Origin of the sequence: Sporosarcina siberiensis (genome assembly GCF_042681925.1) — a bacterium.
In the GTDB taxonomy this organism is placed as follows: Bacteria; Bacillota; Bacilli; order Bacillales_A; family Planococcaceae; genus Sporosarcina; species Sporosarcina siberiensis.
In genome coordinates this window covers 53,374-70,661 of sequence record NZ_JBHUGI010000006.1, presented here as the reverse complement: position 1 = coordinate 70,661, position 17,288 = coordinate 53,374, and the positions used below count along the sequence as shown (strand labels likewise).

At 37.3% G+C, this 17,288-nt stretch carries 16 protein-coding genes; 4 read left to right on the top strand and 12 right to left on the bottom strand.

The window, feature by feature from the left end:
• Positions 1-9 precede the first annotated feature (9 nt).
• Together ACFSFY_RS03325 and ACFSFY_RS03320 are read left to right on the top strand one after the other, a co-directional pair.
• Positions 10-657, top strand: coding sequence for an acetoin utilization AcuB family protein (locus tag ACFSFY_RS03325; RefSeq protein WP_381535747.1), 648 nt, complete (start codon positions 10-12; stop codon positions 655-657).
• Positions 654-1,817, top strand: a complete 1,164-nt coding sequence (locus ACFSFY_RS03320) for an acetoin utilization protein AcuC (protein ID WP_381535746.1) — start codon at positions 654-656, stop codon at positions 1,815-1,817. Before ACFSFY_RS03325 ends, ACFSFY_RS03320 begins: the two co-directional genes overlap by 4 nt.
• A 67-nt stretch (positions 1,818-1,884) precedes the next feature.
• Here the strand turns inward: ACFSFY_RS03320 and ccpA are convergent, their stop codons facing one another.
• Together ccpA and ACFSFY_RS03310 are read right to left on the bottom strand one after the other, a co-directional pair.
• Positions 1,885-2,883 carry a catabolite control protein A gene (gene ccpA / locus ACFSFY_RS03315; protein ID WP_381535745.1) on the bottom strand — a complete coding sequence of 333 codons (999 nt, stop codon included), beginning with the start codon at positions 2,881-2,883 and terminating at the stop codon, positions 1,885-1,887.
• An 85-nt stretch (positions 2,884-2,968) separates the two neighbouring features.
• The gene (locus ACFSFY_RS03310) at positions 2,969-4,048 is read right to left on the bottom strand and encodes a bifunctional 3-deoxy-7-phosphoheptulonate synthase/chorismate mutase (RefSeq protein WP_381535744.1); all 1,080 of its coding nucleotides are present in this window, start codon (positions 4,046-4,048) and stop codon (positions 2,969-2,971) included.
• Positions 4,049-4,212: 164 nt separating this feature from the next.
• On the opposite strand from ACFSFY_RS03310, the gene ACFSFY_RS03305 reads away from it, so the two are divergent.
• Positions 4,213-6,372, top strand: a complete 2,160-nt coding sequence (locus ACFSFY_RS03305) for a cell division protein FtsA (protein ID WP_381535743.1) — start codon at positions 4,213-4,215, stop codon at positions 6,370-6,372.
• Positions 6,373-6,403: 31 nt separating this feature from the next.
• On the opposite strand, the gene ACFSFY_RS03300 is transcribed toward ACFSFY_RS03305, so the two are convergent.
• The 8 genes from ACFSFY_RS03300 to ACFSFY_RS03265 all read right to left on the bottom strand — a co-directional run bounded on the left by ACFSFY_RS03300 (position 6,404) and on the right by ACFSFY_RS03265 (position 15,184).
• Complete coding sequence (locus ACFSFY_RS03300; protein ID WP_381535742.1) at positions 6,404-7,093, bottom strand: YtxH domain-containing protein; 690 nt, start codon at positions 7,091-7,093, stop codon at positions 6,404-6,406.
• A 54-nt stretch (positions 7,094-7,147) separates the two neighbouring features.
• Positions 7,148-7,624, bottom strand: coding sequence for a DUF948 domain-containing protein (locus ACFSFY_RS03295; protein ID WP_381535741.1), 477 nt, complete (start codon positions 7,622-7,624; stop codon positions 7,148-7,150).
• A 137-nt stretch (positions 7,625-7,761) separates the two neighbouring features.
• Positions 7,762-9,075: a UDP-N-acetylmuramate--L-alanine ligase gene (gene murC, locus ACFSFY_RS03290; protein ID WP_381535740.1), complete on the bottom strand. Its 1,314-nt coding sequence runs from the start codon at positions 9,073-9,075 to the stop codon at positions 7,762-7,764.
• A 126-nt stretch (positions 9,076-9,201) separates the two neighbouring features.
• Positions 9,202-11,706, bottom strand: coding sequence for a DNA translocase FtsK (locus ACFSFY_RS03285; protein WP_381535739.1), 2,505 nt, complete (start codon positions 11,704-11,706; stop codon positions 9,202-9,204).
• A 220-nt stretch (positions 11,707-11,926) separates the two neighbouring features.
• Positions 11,927-12,538 (bottom strand): YtpR family tRNA-binding protein, encoded by a 612-nt coding sequence (gene ytpR / locus ACFSFY_RS03280; RefSeq protein ID WP_381535738.1) that lies wholly within the window; start codon positions 12,536-12,538, stop codon positions 11,927-11,929.
• Between the two features lie 2 nt (positions 12,539-12,540).
• A complete protein-coding gene (locus ACFSFY_RS03275) occupies positions 12,541-13,353 on the bottom strand; it encodes a DUF1444 family protein (RefSeq protein ID WP_381535737.1) in 813 nt (270 codons plus the stop codon).
• 41 nt (positions 13,354-13,394) lie between these two features.
• Complete coding sequence (locus ACFSFY_RS03270) at positions 13,395-13,904, bottom strand: hypothetical protein (protein ID WP_381535736.1); 510 nt, start codon at positions 13,902-13,904, stop codon at positions 13,395-13,397.
• A 206-nt stretch (positions 13,905-14,110) separates the two neighbouring features.
• Complete coding sequence (locus tag ACFSFY_RS03265) at positions 14,111-15,184, bottom strand: M42 family metallopeptidase (protein WP_381535735.1); 1,074 nt, start codon at positions 15,182-15,184, stop codon at positions 14,111-14,113.
• 171 nt (positions 15,185-15,355) lie between these two features.
• Here ACFSFY_RS03265 and ACFSFY_RS03260 point away from each other — a divergent pair, with 171 nt between their 5' ends.
• Positions 15,356-15,670, top strand: a complete 315-nt coding sequence (locus tag ACFSFY_RS03260; RefSeq protein ID WP_381535734.1) for a hypothetical protein — start codon at positions 15,356-15,358, stop codon at positions 15,668-15,670.
• A gap of 57 nt (positions 15,671-15,727) precedes the next feature.
• Here ACFSFY_RS03260 and ACFSFY_RS03255 read toward each other — a convergent pair whose 3' ends face one another.
• Positions 15,728-16,579 (bottom strand): YtnP family quorum-quenching lactonase, encoded by an 852-nt coding sequence (locus ACFSFY_RS03255; protein WP_381535733.1) that lies wholly within the window; start codon positions 16,577-16,579, stop codon positions 15,728-15,730.
• A 26-nt stretch (positions 16,580-16,605) separates the two neighbouring features.
• Positions 16,606-17,253: a tRNA (guanosine(46)-N7)-methyltransferase TrmB gene (gene trmB / locus ACFSFY_RS03250; protein WP_381535732.1), complete on the bottom strand. Its 648-nt coding sequence runs from the start codon at positions 17,251-17,253 to the stop codon at positions 16,606-16,608.
• Positions 17,254-17,288 lie beyond the last annotated feature (35 nt).

Here is a 17,288-nt window from a genome sequence, read left to right as displayed (position 1 = left end):
GTTTTTATAATGTTAATCGAAGAAATTATGAACAGGTCCGTTGTTACACTTTCACCTGAAAATACTATTAAAGATGCACTGAGCATTATGAGTGAAAAAAAGGTTCGCCACCTCCCCATTGTTTCTAGTGAAGGTAAAGTAGTTGGTATATTAACTGATCGCGACTTAAAGGAAGCGGTTCCATCCGTATTCTCCGAAAATAAAGAACTCGACATATTTAAACTATTATTGGGTGATATAATGACCAAAAACCCAATAATTGGACACCCTATGGATTTTGTAGAGGAATCGGCAGTGATATTTTATGAAAATAAGATCGGCGCGTTGCCAATTGTGTCTAATAACAAACTTGTTGGAATTATAACTGAAACTGATTTGCTTTATAAATATATTGAACTGACAGGCGCTCATCAGCCTGGCTCACAAATAGAAGTACGAGTCCCTGATATTCCTGGTATTCTTTTTGAAGTATCCAAAGTTTTACATGACCAGAAACTGAATGTACTAAGTGTGCTTGTTTATCCTGATAAAGAAAATCCGAAAAATAAAATTCTAGTGATACGAATTAAAACAATGAATCCTCTAAGCGTAATTGACGCACTTAGATCGGAAGGCTTTGAAGTTTTATGGCCAAATGTTCCAGGAATTGACATATGAAAAAAGATGCTGTTTTTATTTATTCAAAAGAGCAACTCGATTATTCTTTTTCGGAGTCCCACCCTTTTAATCAAAAAAGAATTACATTAACACTGGATTTATTAACTAAACTAGGTGCAATTAAAGAGAGTGATATTCTTCCTCCAAGAATGGCAACGGATGAAGAACTACTGTTAGCGCATGACTCAAAGTTCATACAAATAGTTAAACAAGCTGGAAAAGGTCATATAAATAAGGAAGTCAGTGAAATCTACGGCATTGGGACAGAGGATACACCTATCTTCCCAAATATGCATGAGGCAAGTGCAATGTTAGTCGGAGGTACATTAACGGCAGTAGATGAAGTGATGCAAGGCCATTCAAAATACGCTGTTAATCTTGGAGGCGGTCTTCACCACGGATTTAAAGGTAAGGCTTCTGGTTTTTGCGTTTACAATGATAGTTCTGTTGCCATTAAATATTTGCAAAAGAAGTACGGGGCCAGAGTACTTTATATAGACACAGACGCGCATCACGGGGACGGCGTGCAATGGAGTTTTTACGATGATCCCACAGTTTGTACATTATCGATTCATGAAACAGGTCGGTATTTATTCCCTGGAACTGGAAAAATTACCGAACGTGGTAACGGGCCAGGTTATGGTACCTCTTTTAATTTCCCAATCGATGCTTTTACTGAAGATGAATCTTTTCTCCATATTTATATAACTGCTATAGAAGAAATAGCTGAGCATTTTAAACCCGATGTAATCCTGACTCAAAATGGTGCAGATGCACATTATTTTGACCCGTTGACTCATTTATATGGAACAATGAATATTTTCGAACAAATTCCTCGAATTGCTCGTGATATCGCAGACAAATATTGCAATGGACGCTGGATTGCTGTTGGGGGTGGCGGGTATGACATTTGGCGTGTGGTCCCTCGCGCTTGGGCACATATTTGGTTAGCAATGAAAGGTCAGGAAGCCCCTTCTGGTTTACTACCGGAAGAATGGCTAACTAAGTGGCAAGAACAGTCTCCTGTACCTCTAATTCAAACGTGGGAAGATCCTAGCCCATTGTATGAGCCTATTCCGAGAAAAGCAGAAATAACTGAGAAAAATGAACAAATGCTGGGCCAAAGTCTACGCATCATACGAAACGAAACTAGTGTATAAAAACAAACGGGACTTGCCCCCATTTAAAGGGGCAAGTCCCGTTTGTTTATTCCATCATTACACCCATTTACTTTACTGAATCGCGTTTTTCAAATCTAAATGGAAGGATAACCTTATGCTCTTCAACTTCCTCATCGCTCATTAATTTAGTAAGGAGTCTCATTGCAACTGCACCCAAGTCATACAAGGGTACCGCAACGGTTGTAAGTTGAGGACGAACAATTCTTGTAATATTAGAATGCTCAAAGCAAATGATTTCGAAATCATCAGGCACTAAAAGTCCATCATCTCGTATACCATTTAACAAACCGACGGCAATATCGTCATTACCCGCAAATATTGCAGTTGGCCTGTCTGAAAACGTACGAATCTGTTTCCAGCTTTCGTAGGCACTATCGTATGTGTTGTCAATTTCAAAAACCAACTCATCATCTAATTCTATGCCTGCATCCTTTAAAGCCCGTTCATATCCTACTTTTTTACATTCTCTGTTAATATCTTTCGTAAGAGTCCCTGTAACAAATATAATTCGCTTATGACCATTTGACGCAAGAAGTTTTACAGCTTCATAAGCAGCTTCCTCATAGTCAATATTCACCGTGGCAAATTGACTTTGTTGGTCTAACGTTCCTGCTAATACTACCGGAACCGAAGCTATTGACATTTCTTTCCGAGCCTCTTCCGAAATGGAATCACTCATAAAAATCAGGCCGTCTACTTGTTTACCGAAATGATCTACAAGTAACTCAACTTCCCTGTCGGCTCTTTTATCAGAGTTTGATAGAATTATGTTGTATTCGTACATTGTTGCTACATCAGCAATACCTCGAGAAAGTTCCGCGTAAAAACTGTTCGATATATCAGGAACTATAACCCCGATTGTCGTAGTTTTTTTACTAGCCAATCCCCTCGCAACTGCGTTCGGTCTATAACCAAGTCGCTCGATACATTCAAGGACTTTTTTCCTTGTTGAAGGTTTGACATTCTGATTATCATTAACAACTCGAGATACTGTAGCCATTGAAACGTTCGCTTCTCTTGCAACATCATAGATTGTGACAGCCAAAATCTTCTCCTCCTACCCTTGTAAATAAACTCGTATTTCGAAACAAAACGCCGGAACCATTACCAGGTCCGGCGTCAGCTCAATATTATGAACCGTGAGTATTCATGAACTTTTGAATCTCAGCGTAAAATTCATCGAACTGCGGAATATCCATTTGTTGTGCCGCATCTGATAAAGCAACTGCTGGATCAGGATGCACTTCTGCCATAACACCATCTGCGCCAACTGCAATTGCAGCTTTAGCTGTTGGTAATAGTATATCTTTTCGACCTGTTGAGTGAGTTACGTCAACATAAACAGGTAAATGCGTTTCTTGTTTTAGTATTGGAACAGCAGAAATATCAAGTGTGTTTCGTGTTGCCCGCTCATATGTACGAATACCACGTTCACATAAGATAATCTGACTGTTTCCTTTAGATACAATATATTCTGCTGCATGAATGAATTCATCAAGTGTTGCTGCTAGTCCACGTTTCAGTAGCACTGGCTTATTGAATGAACCCGCTTCTTTTAATAATTCAAAGTTTTGCATATTACGTGCACCAATTTGTACTACATCTATATATTCAAGTGCTTCTTCGAGATGGGAAGGTGTAATTATTTCTGCAACTACTGACAATCCTGTTTCATCAGCTACTCTTTTCAATATTTTAAGACCCTCAAGTCCAAGGCCTTGGAAATCATAAGGTGATGTACGTGGTTTATAAGCTCCACCTCTTAACATTGTTAAACCTTTTGACTTAATTGACTCAGCTACTGCCAATACCTGCTCGTAAGATTCAACAGCACAAGGGCCGAATATAAATGATGGAGTACCGTTACCAATTTCTAATCCATTTACATTTACAATTGTATCTTCAGCTTTTCTTTTACGGGAAACGAGCAATGCGTTTTTGATATCGTCTTCTTGTATTTCAAGAGCTGACATGAAAATCCCTTTAAAAATCTGTTCTAAAACACCGTTAGGAACAGGACCATTATTAGATTCTACTAAAGCATTAAGCATTTCACGTTCACGAATCGGGTCGTATCTATTAACACCTTGCTTCTCTTTTACTTTACCAATTTCTTGTACAAGTGATGTTCTTTCATTAATTAACTCCAAAACCTTCACGTTCAATTCGTCTACACGTCCACGTAAATTATCAAGATCATGCTTTTTCATTGTTCGTCTCCTCTCTCGCCCATAACATTCTCTTTCAGAAGATTAGAATGTATGGTACATTTTTAGTTAATAGACCTATTATAGTGATAGCAATTTGAAAAGTCACGCATTATCTCGCTATTTATTTAATCGGTCAATTGGTAATGACAGAAAGGGTGATTATTATGACTACTTCTTTATTTGCACTTGATATCGGAACTCGGTCTGTCGTAGGTATTATTCTGAATGAAGATAACGGAAACTATCACGTTGAAGACTTAATTACAATTGAACACAAAGAACGTTCAATGATTGATGGTCAAATACATAATGTGCTCAGTGTTGCTAACGTAATTACCGAAATAAAAAATATGCTTGAAAAAAAGCACGGACCACTTAAACGCGTAAGTGTTGCAGCTGCAGGGCGAGCCTTAAAAACAGTTGAGGGATCCATGTTAATTGATATATCGGAGGGCTCTCTTATTTCAATTGAGGACATTAATCGACTTGAACTTGCCGCTGTCCAAAAAGCACAACAACAATTATTATCTTCAAATCCTTCTGGTAAAGAAGATCATTATTACTGTGTTGGTTATTCTGTTCTCCATCACTGGCTTGATGGCGAAGTAATAGGCAGCCTAATTGACCAAACAGGCCGCTCAGCGTCTGTTAAAGTAATCGCTACCTTCTTACCCCAAGTAGTCGTAGAATCACTCCTGGCAGCTCTAAAGCGTGCCGAGTTAGAAATGGAAGCATTGACTCTTGAACCTATTGCCGCGATAAATGTTCTGATACCACCATCTATGCGAAAACTCAATGTTGCACTTGTCGATATTGGTGCTGGAACGTCGGATATAGCAATAACAGCCGACAGCACCGTTATTGCATATGGAATGGTTCCCATTGCAGGGGATGAGATCACCGAAGCCCTTAGCAATCATTACTTACTTGACTTTCCACTTGCTGAAATTGCCAAGCGAACCCTTTCGAATAGTGAAGAAGTAGTAATTACAGATATTCTAGGTTTCGAACAAATCATTCCCTCTGCTGAAATAATAAACATTATCAAACCATCAATTGAGCGTCTTGGTAAATCCATATCCGACGAAATCATTAAACTAAATAATGGTAAACCACCACAAGCCGTTATGATGGTTGGTGGCGGTAGTCTCACACCACTGATAACAAAGGAAATTAGTAGATACTTAGAATTACCGGAAACACGAGTCGGCATTAGAGGTTTAGAGGCTTTAACAGGCGTCACAATTGCTGAAGACATCGGATCCTCACCGGATTTGGTTACTCCAATAGGTATTGCAATTGCAGCTAGACGGGCACCTATCCATTATATGTCCGTTATGGTAAACAACAAATCAATCAGACTTTTTGAATTAAAAGAAATGACTGTTGGAGATGCATTGCTCTCTGCAAACATAAAAGCACGACAACTTTATGGAAAACCAGGCCTCGGCATGACAATAACAATAAATAACAATGATATTATTATTCCTGGAGAACATGGAACACCGTCTACAATATTGTTAAATGGAACATCTGCTAGTACAAAGGATTTAGTTTCCAATGAGGATGTCATTGAATTAGTACTCGGTGAAAATGGCAAGGACGCGTCTGCAATTGTTTCTGATTTATTTGATGATTTGACCGCTCTTGAAGTAACTATTGATAACACTATAGTAAGTTTGCAACCTATCATACACATAAATGGTAAACCCAAACATTTGGAGACAATCGTTCAGGATCGTGATAAGATCACTCTTTTTCAACCGAGAACGCTTTCAGCTGCATTAGAAATAATTAAGAGCTCACATTTATTGAATACAAATAAATTCACAGTTAAAGTCAATGATAAATCGGTACTATTGAAAAACCGCTCTGTCCAATTCTCAATTCAAGGAACAACAATCAGTCACGCCCATTTGTTGAAAGATGGTGATGTGGTAGAAATACACAGGCCTCATTTACCAACTATTGAGGAAGTAGCACTTGAAACTGGAAATAGAGTAGTTGAAACAATTACCGTTACTTTTAATAACATTAATCTTACTATAAAGAAAAACAAACTAACTTTCGTCTTGAACGGCGAAACTGTCCCTGGAGATACCTTTGTAAAAAACAATGATCGACTAGAATTCACGACTATAAATGAAATGCCTATTGTGTTTGGTGATGTATTCTTATATACGGATTATACTTTGCCTGAAAATACTAATGGCAACTACAAACTACTAAGAAATGGATTGCCAATTGGATTTAATGATGAAATTTTTGGAGGCGACATCTTAGAAATAACATTTCAAAAAGACATAAAAAATCTCACCGACTAAGTTTCTAGTTGGTGAGATTTTTCATTGAACTTTATTTTTTTCCAGTGACAGCTTCTTTAAGTGCTTCTGCTGTAGCTGTTAAATCTTCTTTTGATATTTCTGCAGCTACCTCAACGTAGTCCACAGCCTCTTCACCTTCAGAAGATGCTGTTCCGTCATCCATTGGAGCTGAAACCTTAGACTTCATCGATTTCACCTTATCTACAAGATGTTCAGATTGCTCCTGAATTGTTTTAGTAACTCCCTCAGTCTTCTCTTTAGCAACAGTAGTGAATTCGTTTGCTTTTTCTTTCGCTACTGTTGAAAATTCTGAAGCCTTATCTTTTGCAACGGCAGTGTATTCTGAAGCTTTGTCTTTTGCAACGCTAGTGTATTCCGAAGCTTTGTCTTTTGCAACCGTACTAATCTCTATGCTTTTATCTTTAAGATGTGTTGCTTGCGTAGAAAAGTCCTCACGCATTTCCTTACCTGTTTTCGGAGCAAGGAATAGAGCCGCAGCTGCACCAATTACACCACCAACAATTGCTCCTACTAGGAAACTACTTGCATTGGAACTCTCATATTCATCGTAAAACGAATCTGTATATCCTCTTTGGTAATCGTAACTGTGTGGTAAATAAGTTTGTTGTCCATATGAATTTTCATACTCTCTATCACCAGTAGTATTCTTTTGATTCTGAGAATCATTGTAGTTCGTTTTCAAGTTGTTTTCTTCATTCATAATAAATTCCTCCTATTTTGTAATTACTAATTATACACGAATTCAAAAAGCACATCATTTAGGTTGTGGAAGGCTTTTTTGCCCAGGTACTGGACGATAAACTGTCCAACCCTTACTTACAGATTTACGTTCTTTTAACTTATCAAAGATTTCAAATGCAACATTCCCCCACTGAATTGCTTGAGCAACTTTTTCGCTATTTCGCTCAGCTTCAGTAGCAATTGAATTGGTAACTCTATGCACGGATGTACTTAAGCCACCCATAGAATCTCCGACATCTTTAATGGAGTCCACAACCGAATTAAGTTTCTCAGACTTTTTTTGAATATCTTCGGCTAAGCTGTTTGTCTTTTTGAGAAGCTCAGTGGTTTCAGTTGTTACACCTTCAAGCTGAATTGTTAAACCGTCCATTGTTTCCGACACCGTTTGCAATGTCTTTTTAACTGAGAATAGCGTCATAGCTAAACTAATACATAATATTAAAAAAGCAATTGCAGCGACTATTGCCGCTATGTATAGCAAGTTCTCCAATACAGATCCTCCTTTTACAACTGTCCATAATTATTGTTTACCTTTTCTACAGTAAATTAAACATCATGTCTATATATTATCTTCGACACTAACCAAGTTTATCCTTTAATAAATTTAAAAACAGCCTAAGTATTACATTAGGCTGTTTCATGTTTATTTAATAAGGACTTAAATGCATTTAAATACTTCTGTATGTCTCCAGCACCCATAAATAAATAAACTGCATTACCATGCTGTTCTAGAAGTTCAATATTATCTAATGAAAGATATTTTGCATTTTCTACTTTTTCTACAAGTTTTTCGATTGTTAAATCTCCAGTCTTCTCGCGTGCCGAGCTAAAAATATCACATAAATAGACATGATCCGCGGGAGAAAGACTTTCGGCGAACTCATTTAACAAAGCAGCTGTCCGTGTAAAAGTATGGGGCTGAAATATTACGACAATTTCACGATCCGGATACTTTTGTTTAGCAGTTTGTAATGTTGCTTTGATTTCGGTTGGATGATGTGCGTAATCATCTACAATAATACGATTATTCATTTCTATCGCTGTGAATCTTCTTTTCACACCAGTAAATGTCAATAATCTGTTCTGGATAATTGAAACCTGTAGTCCTTCATATTGACAAAGAGCAATTACACCTAATGCATTTAGTATTGCATGATCCCCTGCCAATGGAATTGTAAACGTGTTGTAAAATTCATTGCGAACAAATACGTCAAATGTCGAACCTGCTGAATTCTTGACAATGTTCTTAGCAGCAAAATCATTAGAATCGTCAAATCCATAAAATACGACCGGAACATTCGCTTGAATTTTTTGTAAGTTAGCGTCATCACCACATGCAATGATTGCCTTGTTTACCTGAAGCGACATTTCTCCAAAAGCACTTAATACATCTTCCAAATCCTTGAAATAATCAGGATGATCGAAATCTGCATTCGTAATTATTAAGTAATCTGGTTCATATGCAAGAAAATGGCGTTTGTATTCACAAGCTTCAAAAACAAAATACTTTGCATCTTCAACACCTTTTCCAGTTCCATCACCTATTAAATAAGAGATTGGAGCGTATCCCGAAAGAACGTGCGCGAGTAAACCTGTAGTAGATGTTTTTCCGTGCGTTCCGGTGACTCCAACAGAAACATAGTCTTGCATATAGCTTCCAAGAAATTCATGATATCTAATTACTTCTAATCCTAGTTCTTGTGCTTTCTCTAATTCAGGATGGCTATCGGAAAAAGCATTACCCGCAATTACCGTCATACCTGGTTTAATATTTTCCTCACCAAAAGGAACTACTTTAATTCCTCTTTCATGTAAAGGGTCCTCAGTAAAGAAATACTTCTCTACATCTGAACCTTGCACCTCGTGTGAAGAGTCATGCAATATCTGTGCAAGAGAACTCATACCAGATCCTTTAATACCCGTAAAATGAAACAACGTCATATTGAAACCTCCCGGGACCATTTTGGTTCCCAATCTACAATTCTAAATTATCTATTCCCCATTATATCATTTAATATGCATTTCCGAGTACAGTCGAAAAATACAGAATTAATGGAATGTTGGTTATTATTTCTGCAGCTCTACCATTTGACTCAGATCTTTTTCAGTTAAAAAAACATCGCGTGCTTTACTCCCTCTTTGACCTGAAATAAAACCTTTTTTCTCCATTCGATCCATTAATTTCGCAGCTCGATTATACCCAATACTGAAGTTACGCTGCAGCAATGAAGTAGATGCACTTTCATGTTCATAAATGAATAGACATGCTTCTTCAAAAAGCGGATCTGACTCCTCTTCTTCTATAGCACTCGCAAGTAAATCATCTTGACCAAATAAATAATTAGGCTCTGCTTCACATCGGACGTGTTCTATTATACGCTCTATTTCATCGTCCGTGACAAATGTTCCTTGAAGTCGAACTGCTGACGATTGCCCATTGCCTATATAAAGCATATCACCCTTACCAAGAAGTCGTTCTGCCCCTTGTGTATCAAGGATTGTTCTCGAATCTATCTGTGAAGATACAGAGAATGCAATTCTTGTTGGGATATTTGCTTTAATAGTACCTGTAATCACATCCACAGATGGTCTTTGCGTTGCTATTATTAAATGAATTCCACAAGCCCGTGCTTTCTGAGCAATTCTACTGATTGATACTTCAACATCTGCAGGAGCCACCATCATTAAATCAGCAAGTTCATCTATTACAATTAAAAGGTATGGCATTTTCAATGAAAAACGTCTGCTGTCTTGCACTACTTTGTTATATCTTTCGATGTCTCTAACACCCATATGAGCCAGTAGTTCATAACGACGCTCCATTTCCGCAACTGCCCATTTTAAGGCAGCTGTTGCAGCTTTCACATCAGTAATAACTGGACTAATCAGATGCGGAATACCGTTAAACGGAGCAAGTTCTACCATTTTCGGATCAATGAGCATCATTTTTAAATCTGTCGGATCGGCTTTGTATAAAAGGCTAATTAAAATAGAGTTAATGCATACAGATTTCCCAGACCCTGTAGCCCCTGCAATCATTCCATGTGGCATTTTCCGAAGGTCTAAAGTGACTGGTTTTCCTGTGAGACTTAGTCCAAGAACCGCTTCCAAAGGCGATGTAGAGTTTTGGAATTCGCTTGTAGAAAGAACTTCTGAAATCCGCACAGGTCTTGTTGTTCGATTTGGAATTTCAATTCCAATAGAACTTTTACCTGGAATCGGTGCTTGAATTCTAATATCCTCAGCTGCCAATGCAAGTTTTAAATCATCTGTTAAATTCCTGATTTTACTTACTTTTGTTCCTTGCCCAACGGTTAATTCAAATCGGGTAACTGTCGGGCCTTGTACCGCCTCAATGACATTTGCAATAACAGCAAAATGCGATAGTGCTTCTACAAGTTTCATCGACTGAGATTCTAACCATTCTGTATCCTCTATTTGTGTTTCAGGTGGAATTAAAAAACTAAGTGAAGGAAACGCATAGTTTGAAAGTGGTTCTTCTTCAACATCCTCATGTATTTCCTCAATAACTTCAGCTTTTATATATTCTCTTTTTTGTTTTAAGGGTTCTAATATTGGTTCTAATATCGGTTCTAATATCGGTTCTAATATCGGTTCTAATATCGGTTCTAATTCTGGCTCTACTAGTACTAGCTCTTCTTGTTTTGCTTCTTGCTCCAACTTACGTGTCAACATTTTTTCTTTATCGGATTTCAACATTAACACATTAAAGGGCACAGTTCGTTCTTTTTTCTCTATAGCCTTTTCCACATCAGCTTCAACAACAACATCAACATCAACATCAACTTCGGCTTCAACTTCAACTTCATCTTCAACTTCAACACTTTGAATAGTAGGTATCAATTCTAACTTCTCGTCATTATTGACTTCATCAACATAATCTTCCTGTGTAGTGATTTGAACAACGTCCTCCTCAAATACAAGAGGCTTTTCTGGAACTTCAATTTCTTGAATGGTCGTTGTTATTATTTCGATATCATCCGTTACTGTTTCGTCTATTGGTGGAACTATACTTTTTATACTATCAGTATTTTTTTCTGGTTTTAAGAACCCATATACAGGTGACGGAACCAGTGTTGGAGCAAATGCTCTATTTGAACGTTTTACTGAATCTGGTGTACTTTCAGGTTCAGGCTGATACACTTCTTTTTCTGTTCTTTTTTCAGTCCTAAAGTGATCAATTCGATTGCTCGAATCCATTTCGTATTTTGGTTTGTCACCGGCTCTAAAAATCTTTCCACTCGTTTGTTCTCCCGGCCATCTGTCATTTTCATATAAAGGAGTTGGCTCGTATATATCTTCTTGATTGTCTAAATCATCCAAGTATTTTTCTTTGTGTTTTTCTTCCTGTTCGCCTTTTGTTTCAATATCGTCCCAACCGTATATTTCAGCATCCGTAATGATTGGAAAACGAAAAGCCGGTTTAGTATTTAAAGGATGCTGATTTTCCGAATCCTCATTATTTTGTTTTTCATTGTCGCGATTCAATTCATCATTTGTATCATCTTTAGCATTAAACAATTTGTTCATTACTCTTTTATACCAACTCAAAGGAATCACTCTTTCTTGTGTCAATCACACCATTTTAGCATTAAAAAGTATATGAAATCAAATGATTATCCACAATAAAAAAATGTACCCTAGTAAGGATGCTGATAAGAAGAACATCATATGTCTTTTTAACTCCCATAATTGAGCTAAACGTACGTAGGATTCTTCTTTTCCAACAACCTTCTATTGGCACATATGACAACCGTAAAAAGCAGTTATATTAGTTGCTTACAATAAATGCTTCACCTATTACTGAACTCTCTTCTAAAACTAGAATACCTTGGCCTTTTTCCGCGTTTGGTATATTGAGTTCTGTCGCTGAACAGATCATTCCACTTGAAGCCACACCACGGAGTTCAGCGTCACGAATCACTGTCCCTGAAGCCATTACAGCGCCCACTTTTGCTACAACTACCTTTTGACCTTCGGCTATGTTGGAAGCGCCACAAACGATTTGTAAGGTCTCATCACCGACATCAACAGTACAAACTTTTAGTTTATCCGCATTTGGATGACTTTCCGTTTTCTCTACAAGACCAATCACGAATTTCGGCGTAAAATCTACATCTAATTGAACGTCAACGCCATTTTTAACTAAGGATTGTTTTAACTCTAGGGCAATACTTTCTGTTAACTCAACTTGCCCTTCTTCTTTTAACTCCATGTACGAGGAAGCATTAAACAGATTAAGTCCAACAAGTTCATTCTTTGAATCATCGTAAATAAGCGTTACGTCTGCCTTTGATTCAATTCTAATATCCCTAGGCCGAGACGATGTAAATTGAACAAGTAATACATTTCCTACACCATTTAAATTATAAAATAAATTCATTTTTATTTCTTTTCCCTTCTTGCTACACGATTTTTTGCCATTATGAATATAGGTTCAAGTTTATCATTTTCATAAATAAAGGATAGTGATGTTACAGGTACTACACCTTGTGTGAAGTAATGCATAGTCATTTGTGCAAGAACATCATATCCAGTATCGTTTCTAATGTCGCCAATAATCAATACATCCTGATGAGGTACAGAAACTGTCATATGACCTTCGATTTTAGATTCCATCTCTTTTAAAAAGGCCGTATTTAAGATTCTACTTGCATCGTACCCGTCATTATTATTTACAAAGTAATAAATGTTACCAGCTACTGCATCTTCTTTCATTGATGTTGGGAGTGATCTCACACGAAAAAGTGCTGACTCCATTATCTCAGTTGCAGTTAACCCAATTTCCTCAAGCATACTTTCGTCAATAAGTCGATATGTCGTATCCAAATCTAGTGCATAATAAATACGTGTTTCAACGGTGTGATCCTTCATAATAAAACGCTGTCCGCTAGACGTTTCTTCTGTAAACGATGTTGATCGAATGACTGGATAAATATTATTTTTGCCTTTGAAGCCTTCTGTTAACTCTAGCTCCATTGCTTTAAAAGTTTCATCGATTGTATATGCGACATCTTCAATTGCCGCATCCTTTTTCAATTCATATTTAGCGATTATTTCAGGAAGTGAAACATCCATTCCTTTTTTCAATAATGCATGCTCAAGTCGAAGAATATTTGTCTTGTTATCAAAATCCCAACTAAAATGCTCAGATGGGAGTCGTTTTTTTAATATTTCTATTAACTTTGTAGTGTTCATCTAATACGTCTCCTCCATTCACATAATAACTTGTTGAATATTTATTTTAACGATCTTACTACTTCCATCATCTCTCTTACTTCTTTTTCAAGTTTCTTTTTCTTTGTAATTGTAGTCATTTTTGCCCCACCGACACTTACTACAAGTTCAGCGCTTTCATCATCTTTTTTAATGATCGCTACAAATCCGAAATTACCGTCGTCCGAGAAGGTTTCTTCCGCTATTATTTCTTTACCTTTATCCGCTAACAGTAAATCGTAAAATAAACGACTGTCTTCTTTTTCATTTGGATTAATGAATAAAAGAAATGTTTCATTTCCTTTTTTAAAAATGATATTATAGGCATCTGACTTTTCACTTATGGTAAATCCTGCTGGCTTATATAGTTTTATTCCTTCGATTTCTTCAGTCTGACCTTTATTATTTGCAAAAAAAGCTTCTTTGGCTGCGATGACACCACTGGCTGATCTATCCTCTAAGGAGCTTGCACACCCCGCTAGCAATAAAACAAACAGTGTTAATAGGAATAGGAATTTCCAAGTACGGAACATTCGATTTCCTCCAATCCTTATTTTCAAACACTCTTCATTTTAATGCTATTGGGATGTAGTTGCAACCATATGGCACTCATCGATTCGATTGGGAATAGTTCATTTCACTTTATGGGACATTCCAATCATATAAACCAACTACATTCGATTCTTTCTACACAAAAAAACCGTCCCAAACACCACATCGGAGCTTGGACGGTTTAAAATTAGACGTTACTTTTAATCGTTTCAACAGTCGTTTTATCACAAGCTTTTATAAGCTTCACTAAAAGTTCTTTCGCAGCTGCGTAATCATCTGTATGAATGATTGACCCCGCTGTGTGTATATAACGTGAACAAATCCCGATTACCGCACTTGGAACTCCTTCATTGGACATATGAACTCTACCAGCGTCAGTACCGCCTTGTGAGATGAAATACTGATACGGTATTTTATGAGTTTCCGCTGTATCTAATATGAATTCACGCAATCCACGATGCGTTACCATTGAGCGATCTAAAATACGAAGTAATGTACCGCCACCGAGCTGACCAAATTCATTCTTATCTCCGGATGCGTCATTTGCAGGACTTGCATCAAGTGCGAAGAACAAATCAGGATTAATCATAGTTGCAGCTGCTTGGGCACCACGTAAACCAACTTCTTCAAGTACGTTTGCACCAGAATATAGAGTGTTCGGTAATTTTTCACCGTGTACCTCTTTTAATAACTCAATTGCAAGTCCACAACCATATCGATTATCCCAAGCTTTGGCCAAAATCTTCTTTTTGTTTGCCATTGGTGTAAACGGGCAAATTGGAACGATTTGTTGTCCCGGTCGAATCCCAATTTTCAATGCATCTTCTTTATTATCCGCACCAATATCAATGAGCATATTTTTTATATCCATAGGTTTATTTCGAACTTCATCGCTTAATAAATGGGGAGGTATGGATCCAATAATTCCGATTACTGTTCCAGTGTCTGTTGTAATTTCAACACGCTGTGCAAGGAGAACTTGGCTCCACCATCCGCCTAGCGGTTGAAAACGAATCATACCGTTATCTGTAATCGCACTTACCATGAACCCAACTTCATCCATGTGACCTGCGACCATTATTCGAGGCCCATCTTCAGGACCTTTTCTAATGCCAAAAATTCCACCGAGATTATCTTGAACGATTTCATCTGAATACTTTTCCAGTTCCCCGCGCATATAAGCACGAACCGCATGCTCATTTCCTGGAACCCCTGGAAGTTCTGTTAACGTTTTAAACATAGACAGCGTCTCTTTATTCAAATTAGTTCCCCCTAATTATGTACTATCCTCAATAGTTTAATTCATTCAGTAGAAACTTTCCATCTATTCATTTCGAGAACCGAATTAGATACATCATAAAGTTCATCAATTCAGTTTTTTATTCCCATGTGATACACTAATCTTAACGTCAAATTTGGAGGTAGATTTCTAATGAAATTAAAAGAATTTCTTGTAGGTGTTCTTACCGGTGTCGCAGCAGGTATCGTTGTTAATGAGGCGATTCATAGAATCGATAAAAATGTTGCTGCCGATTCAGTATTGAGCAATGTGAAAGATGCATTTAAAAAAGAAGGTCCAATTGACGGATCTTGGATTGTTATGAAAACTGAGCCCTTTTCAAACGATGTCATTACAATGGACGTTTATCGTGGTGGTATTTCACGTATTAAAAACGGAGAAGTTGAGCAATTTGAGTTTGCTGCCGACGCAGCTACTGGCACAGTTGTCGAACTTTCTAAAGCGTAATATAAAGCCAACTCGCAACCTATTATTTTTAAGGTTGTGAGTTGGCTTTTTTAATTCTCAGATATTGTCTAAGCGTTTGACACCATCAAGAATTTCCTTGCCCGTAGAGTCCCATTTCACTATCCTATAAACGGCATCGTGGTAAAAACTAAACCAATAGCCTCCAGCAAGTGCTTCTTTCATGAGTCTCTCTTTTGCATAAATCGATGTCATTGGATAATCGTCGTAAGCCAGTACCCAAAGTGGGTTGCTGTGCGCATGAGTCGGCATAATATCTCCCATGTGAAGAAGTGTTTCATTATTTTGGACTAGTTTAATAACGGAATGCCCATCACTATGTCCTCCAGTATGAATCATTTCGATGCCTGGAAGTACTTCATAACTATCTTCAAAGGTTACTATTTGATTCTGAATGGGTTCCCAATTTTCTTTCCAATATGTATTTTTCGAACGAATATTTGGAGTACGCATTTCATCCCATTCGACTTTGGATACATATATTTTCGCATTTGGAAAGACGGAAACAAGCTTGTCGCCTTGTTTTTCTGTCAGACCTGCGGCATGATCGTTATGCAAATGCGTCATAAGAATAATGTTAATATCCTTTGTCGTTAATCCTACTTCTGCAAGACTTTCCTCTACTTTTGTTTCTTCAGTAACACCAAGATTACGTTTCATTTTGGCATCTAGTTTACCTTTACCAATACCAGAATCGATCAATATATTGTTTCCAGCGTATTTGATTAATATAGGGTCTGTCGGAAGCTCAATTAAATTATTTTCATCAACAGCATATTTTCGTGACCAAAGTGCCTTTGGAACCACTCCAAACATTGTACCCCCGTCCAGAAAATTTATACCTCCTCTTAACCAAGTGAGATTCATTTCATGAAATTTAAAAGTGTCCAAAATACATTCCCCCTCTCTACTTCAACTTACTTACCTTTGAATGTTGCTTCAAGTCTAAAAATGGGTTGTCCCTTTAATGAAAACTTCTCTTCATATTCTGTCATAATATTATCTTCAATGTTCTCAGCGTGTAAATCCAGTGATACGTAGCCAAGCTTCATGCCATATTGAGACATAGAAACAAGAGAAAACTCGAAAAGCACTCGATTATCTGTTTTAAAGTGAATTTCACCACAAGTTCTTAGAACAGACTCGTATAATTCAAGAAAGGTTTCATGTGTTAATCTACGCTTTTCGTGTCTCGTTTTTGGCCACGGATCAGAAAAGTTTAAATAAACTCGATCGATTTCATTCGATTGAAAAATATTCAAAAGATCTGCACCATTTGCACGGAATAATTTTAGATTTTTTGGTTTATTTGCAGCAATGGCTTTTTCAAGCGCAACAACAATTACATTATCAAAATGTTCAATTCCAATATAATTCACTTCAGGATTTGCAAGAGCCATCCCAATTATAAACTGACCCATTCCAGTTCCGACTTCAATGTGAATAGGGTTTTTGTTTCCAAAAAGGCTACTCCAACCATCGTTCATCTTTTCAGGTTCCGCCACTAGGATATCCGAATGCTCTGCCATGAAATCTCGTGCCCATGGTTTATTTCGTAAACGCATTTATACACACTCTTTTCGATTCAATTTTATTTATT

Excerpts from the sequence above, each read along its gene's own strand:
- ytpR (WP_381535738.1), bottom strand. The coding sequence starts at position 12,538 with ATGAATTTATTTTATAATTTAAATGGTGTAGGAAATGTATTACTTGTT.
- ACFSFY_RS03325 (WP_381535747.1), top strand. The coding sequence starts at position 10 with ATGTTAATCGAAGAAATTATGAACAGGTCCGTTGTTACACTTTCACCT.
- trmB (WP_381535732.1), bottom strand. The coding sequence starts at position 17,253 with ATGCGTTTACGAAATAAACCATGGGCACGAGATTTCATGGCAGAGCAT.
- ACFSFY_RS03275 (WP_381535737.1), bottom strand. The coding sequence starts at position 13,353 with ATGAACACTACAAAGTTAATAGAAATATTAAAAAAACGACTCCCATCT.
- ACFSFY_RS03260 (WP_381535734.1), top strand. The coding sequence starts at position 15,356 with ATGAAATTAAAAGAATTTCTTGTAGGTGTTCTTACCGGTGTCGCAGCA.
- ACFSFY_RS03310 (WP_381535744.1), bottom strand. The coding sequence starts at position 4,048 with ATGAAAAAGCATGATCTTGATAATTTACGTGGACGTGTAGACGAATTG.
- ACFSFY_RS03270 (WP_381535736.1), bottom strand. The coding sequence starts at position 13,904 with ATGTTCCGTACTTGGAAATTCCTATTCCTATTAACACTGTTTGTTTTA.
- ACFSFY_RS03305 (WP_381535743.1), top strand. The coding sequence starts at position 4,213 with ATGACTACTTCTTTATTTGCACTTGATATCGGAACTCGGTCTGTCGTA.
- murC (WP_381535740.1), bottom strand. The coding sequence starts at position 9,075 with ATGACGTTGTTTCATTTTACGGGTATTAAAGGATCTGGTATGAGTTCT.
- ACFSFY_RS03320 (WP_381535746.1), top strand. The coding sequence starts at position 654 with ATGAAAAAAGATGCTGTTTTTATTTATTCAAAAGAGCAACTCGATTAT.
- ACFSFY_RS03300 (WP_381535742.1), bottom strand. The coding sequence starts at position 7,093 with ATGAATGAAGAAAACAACTTGAAAACGAACTACAATGATTCTCAGAAT.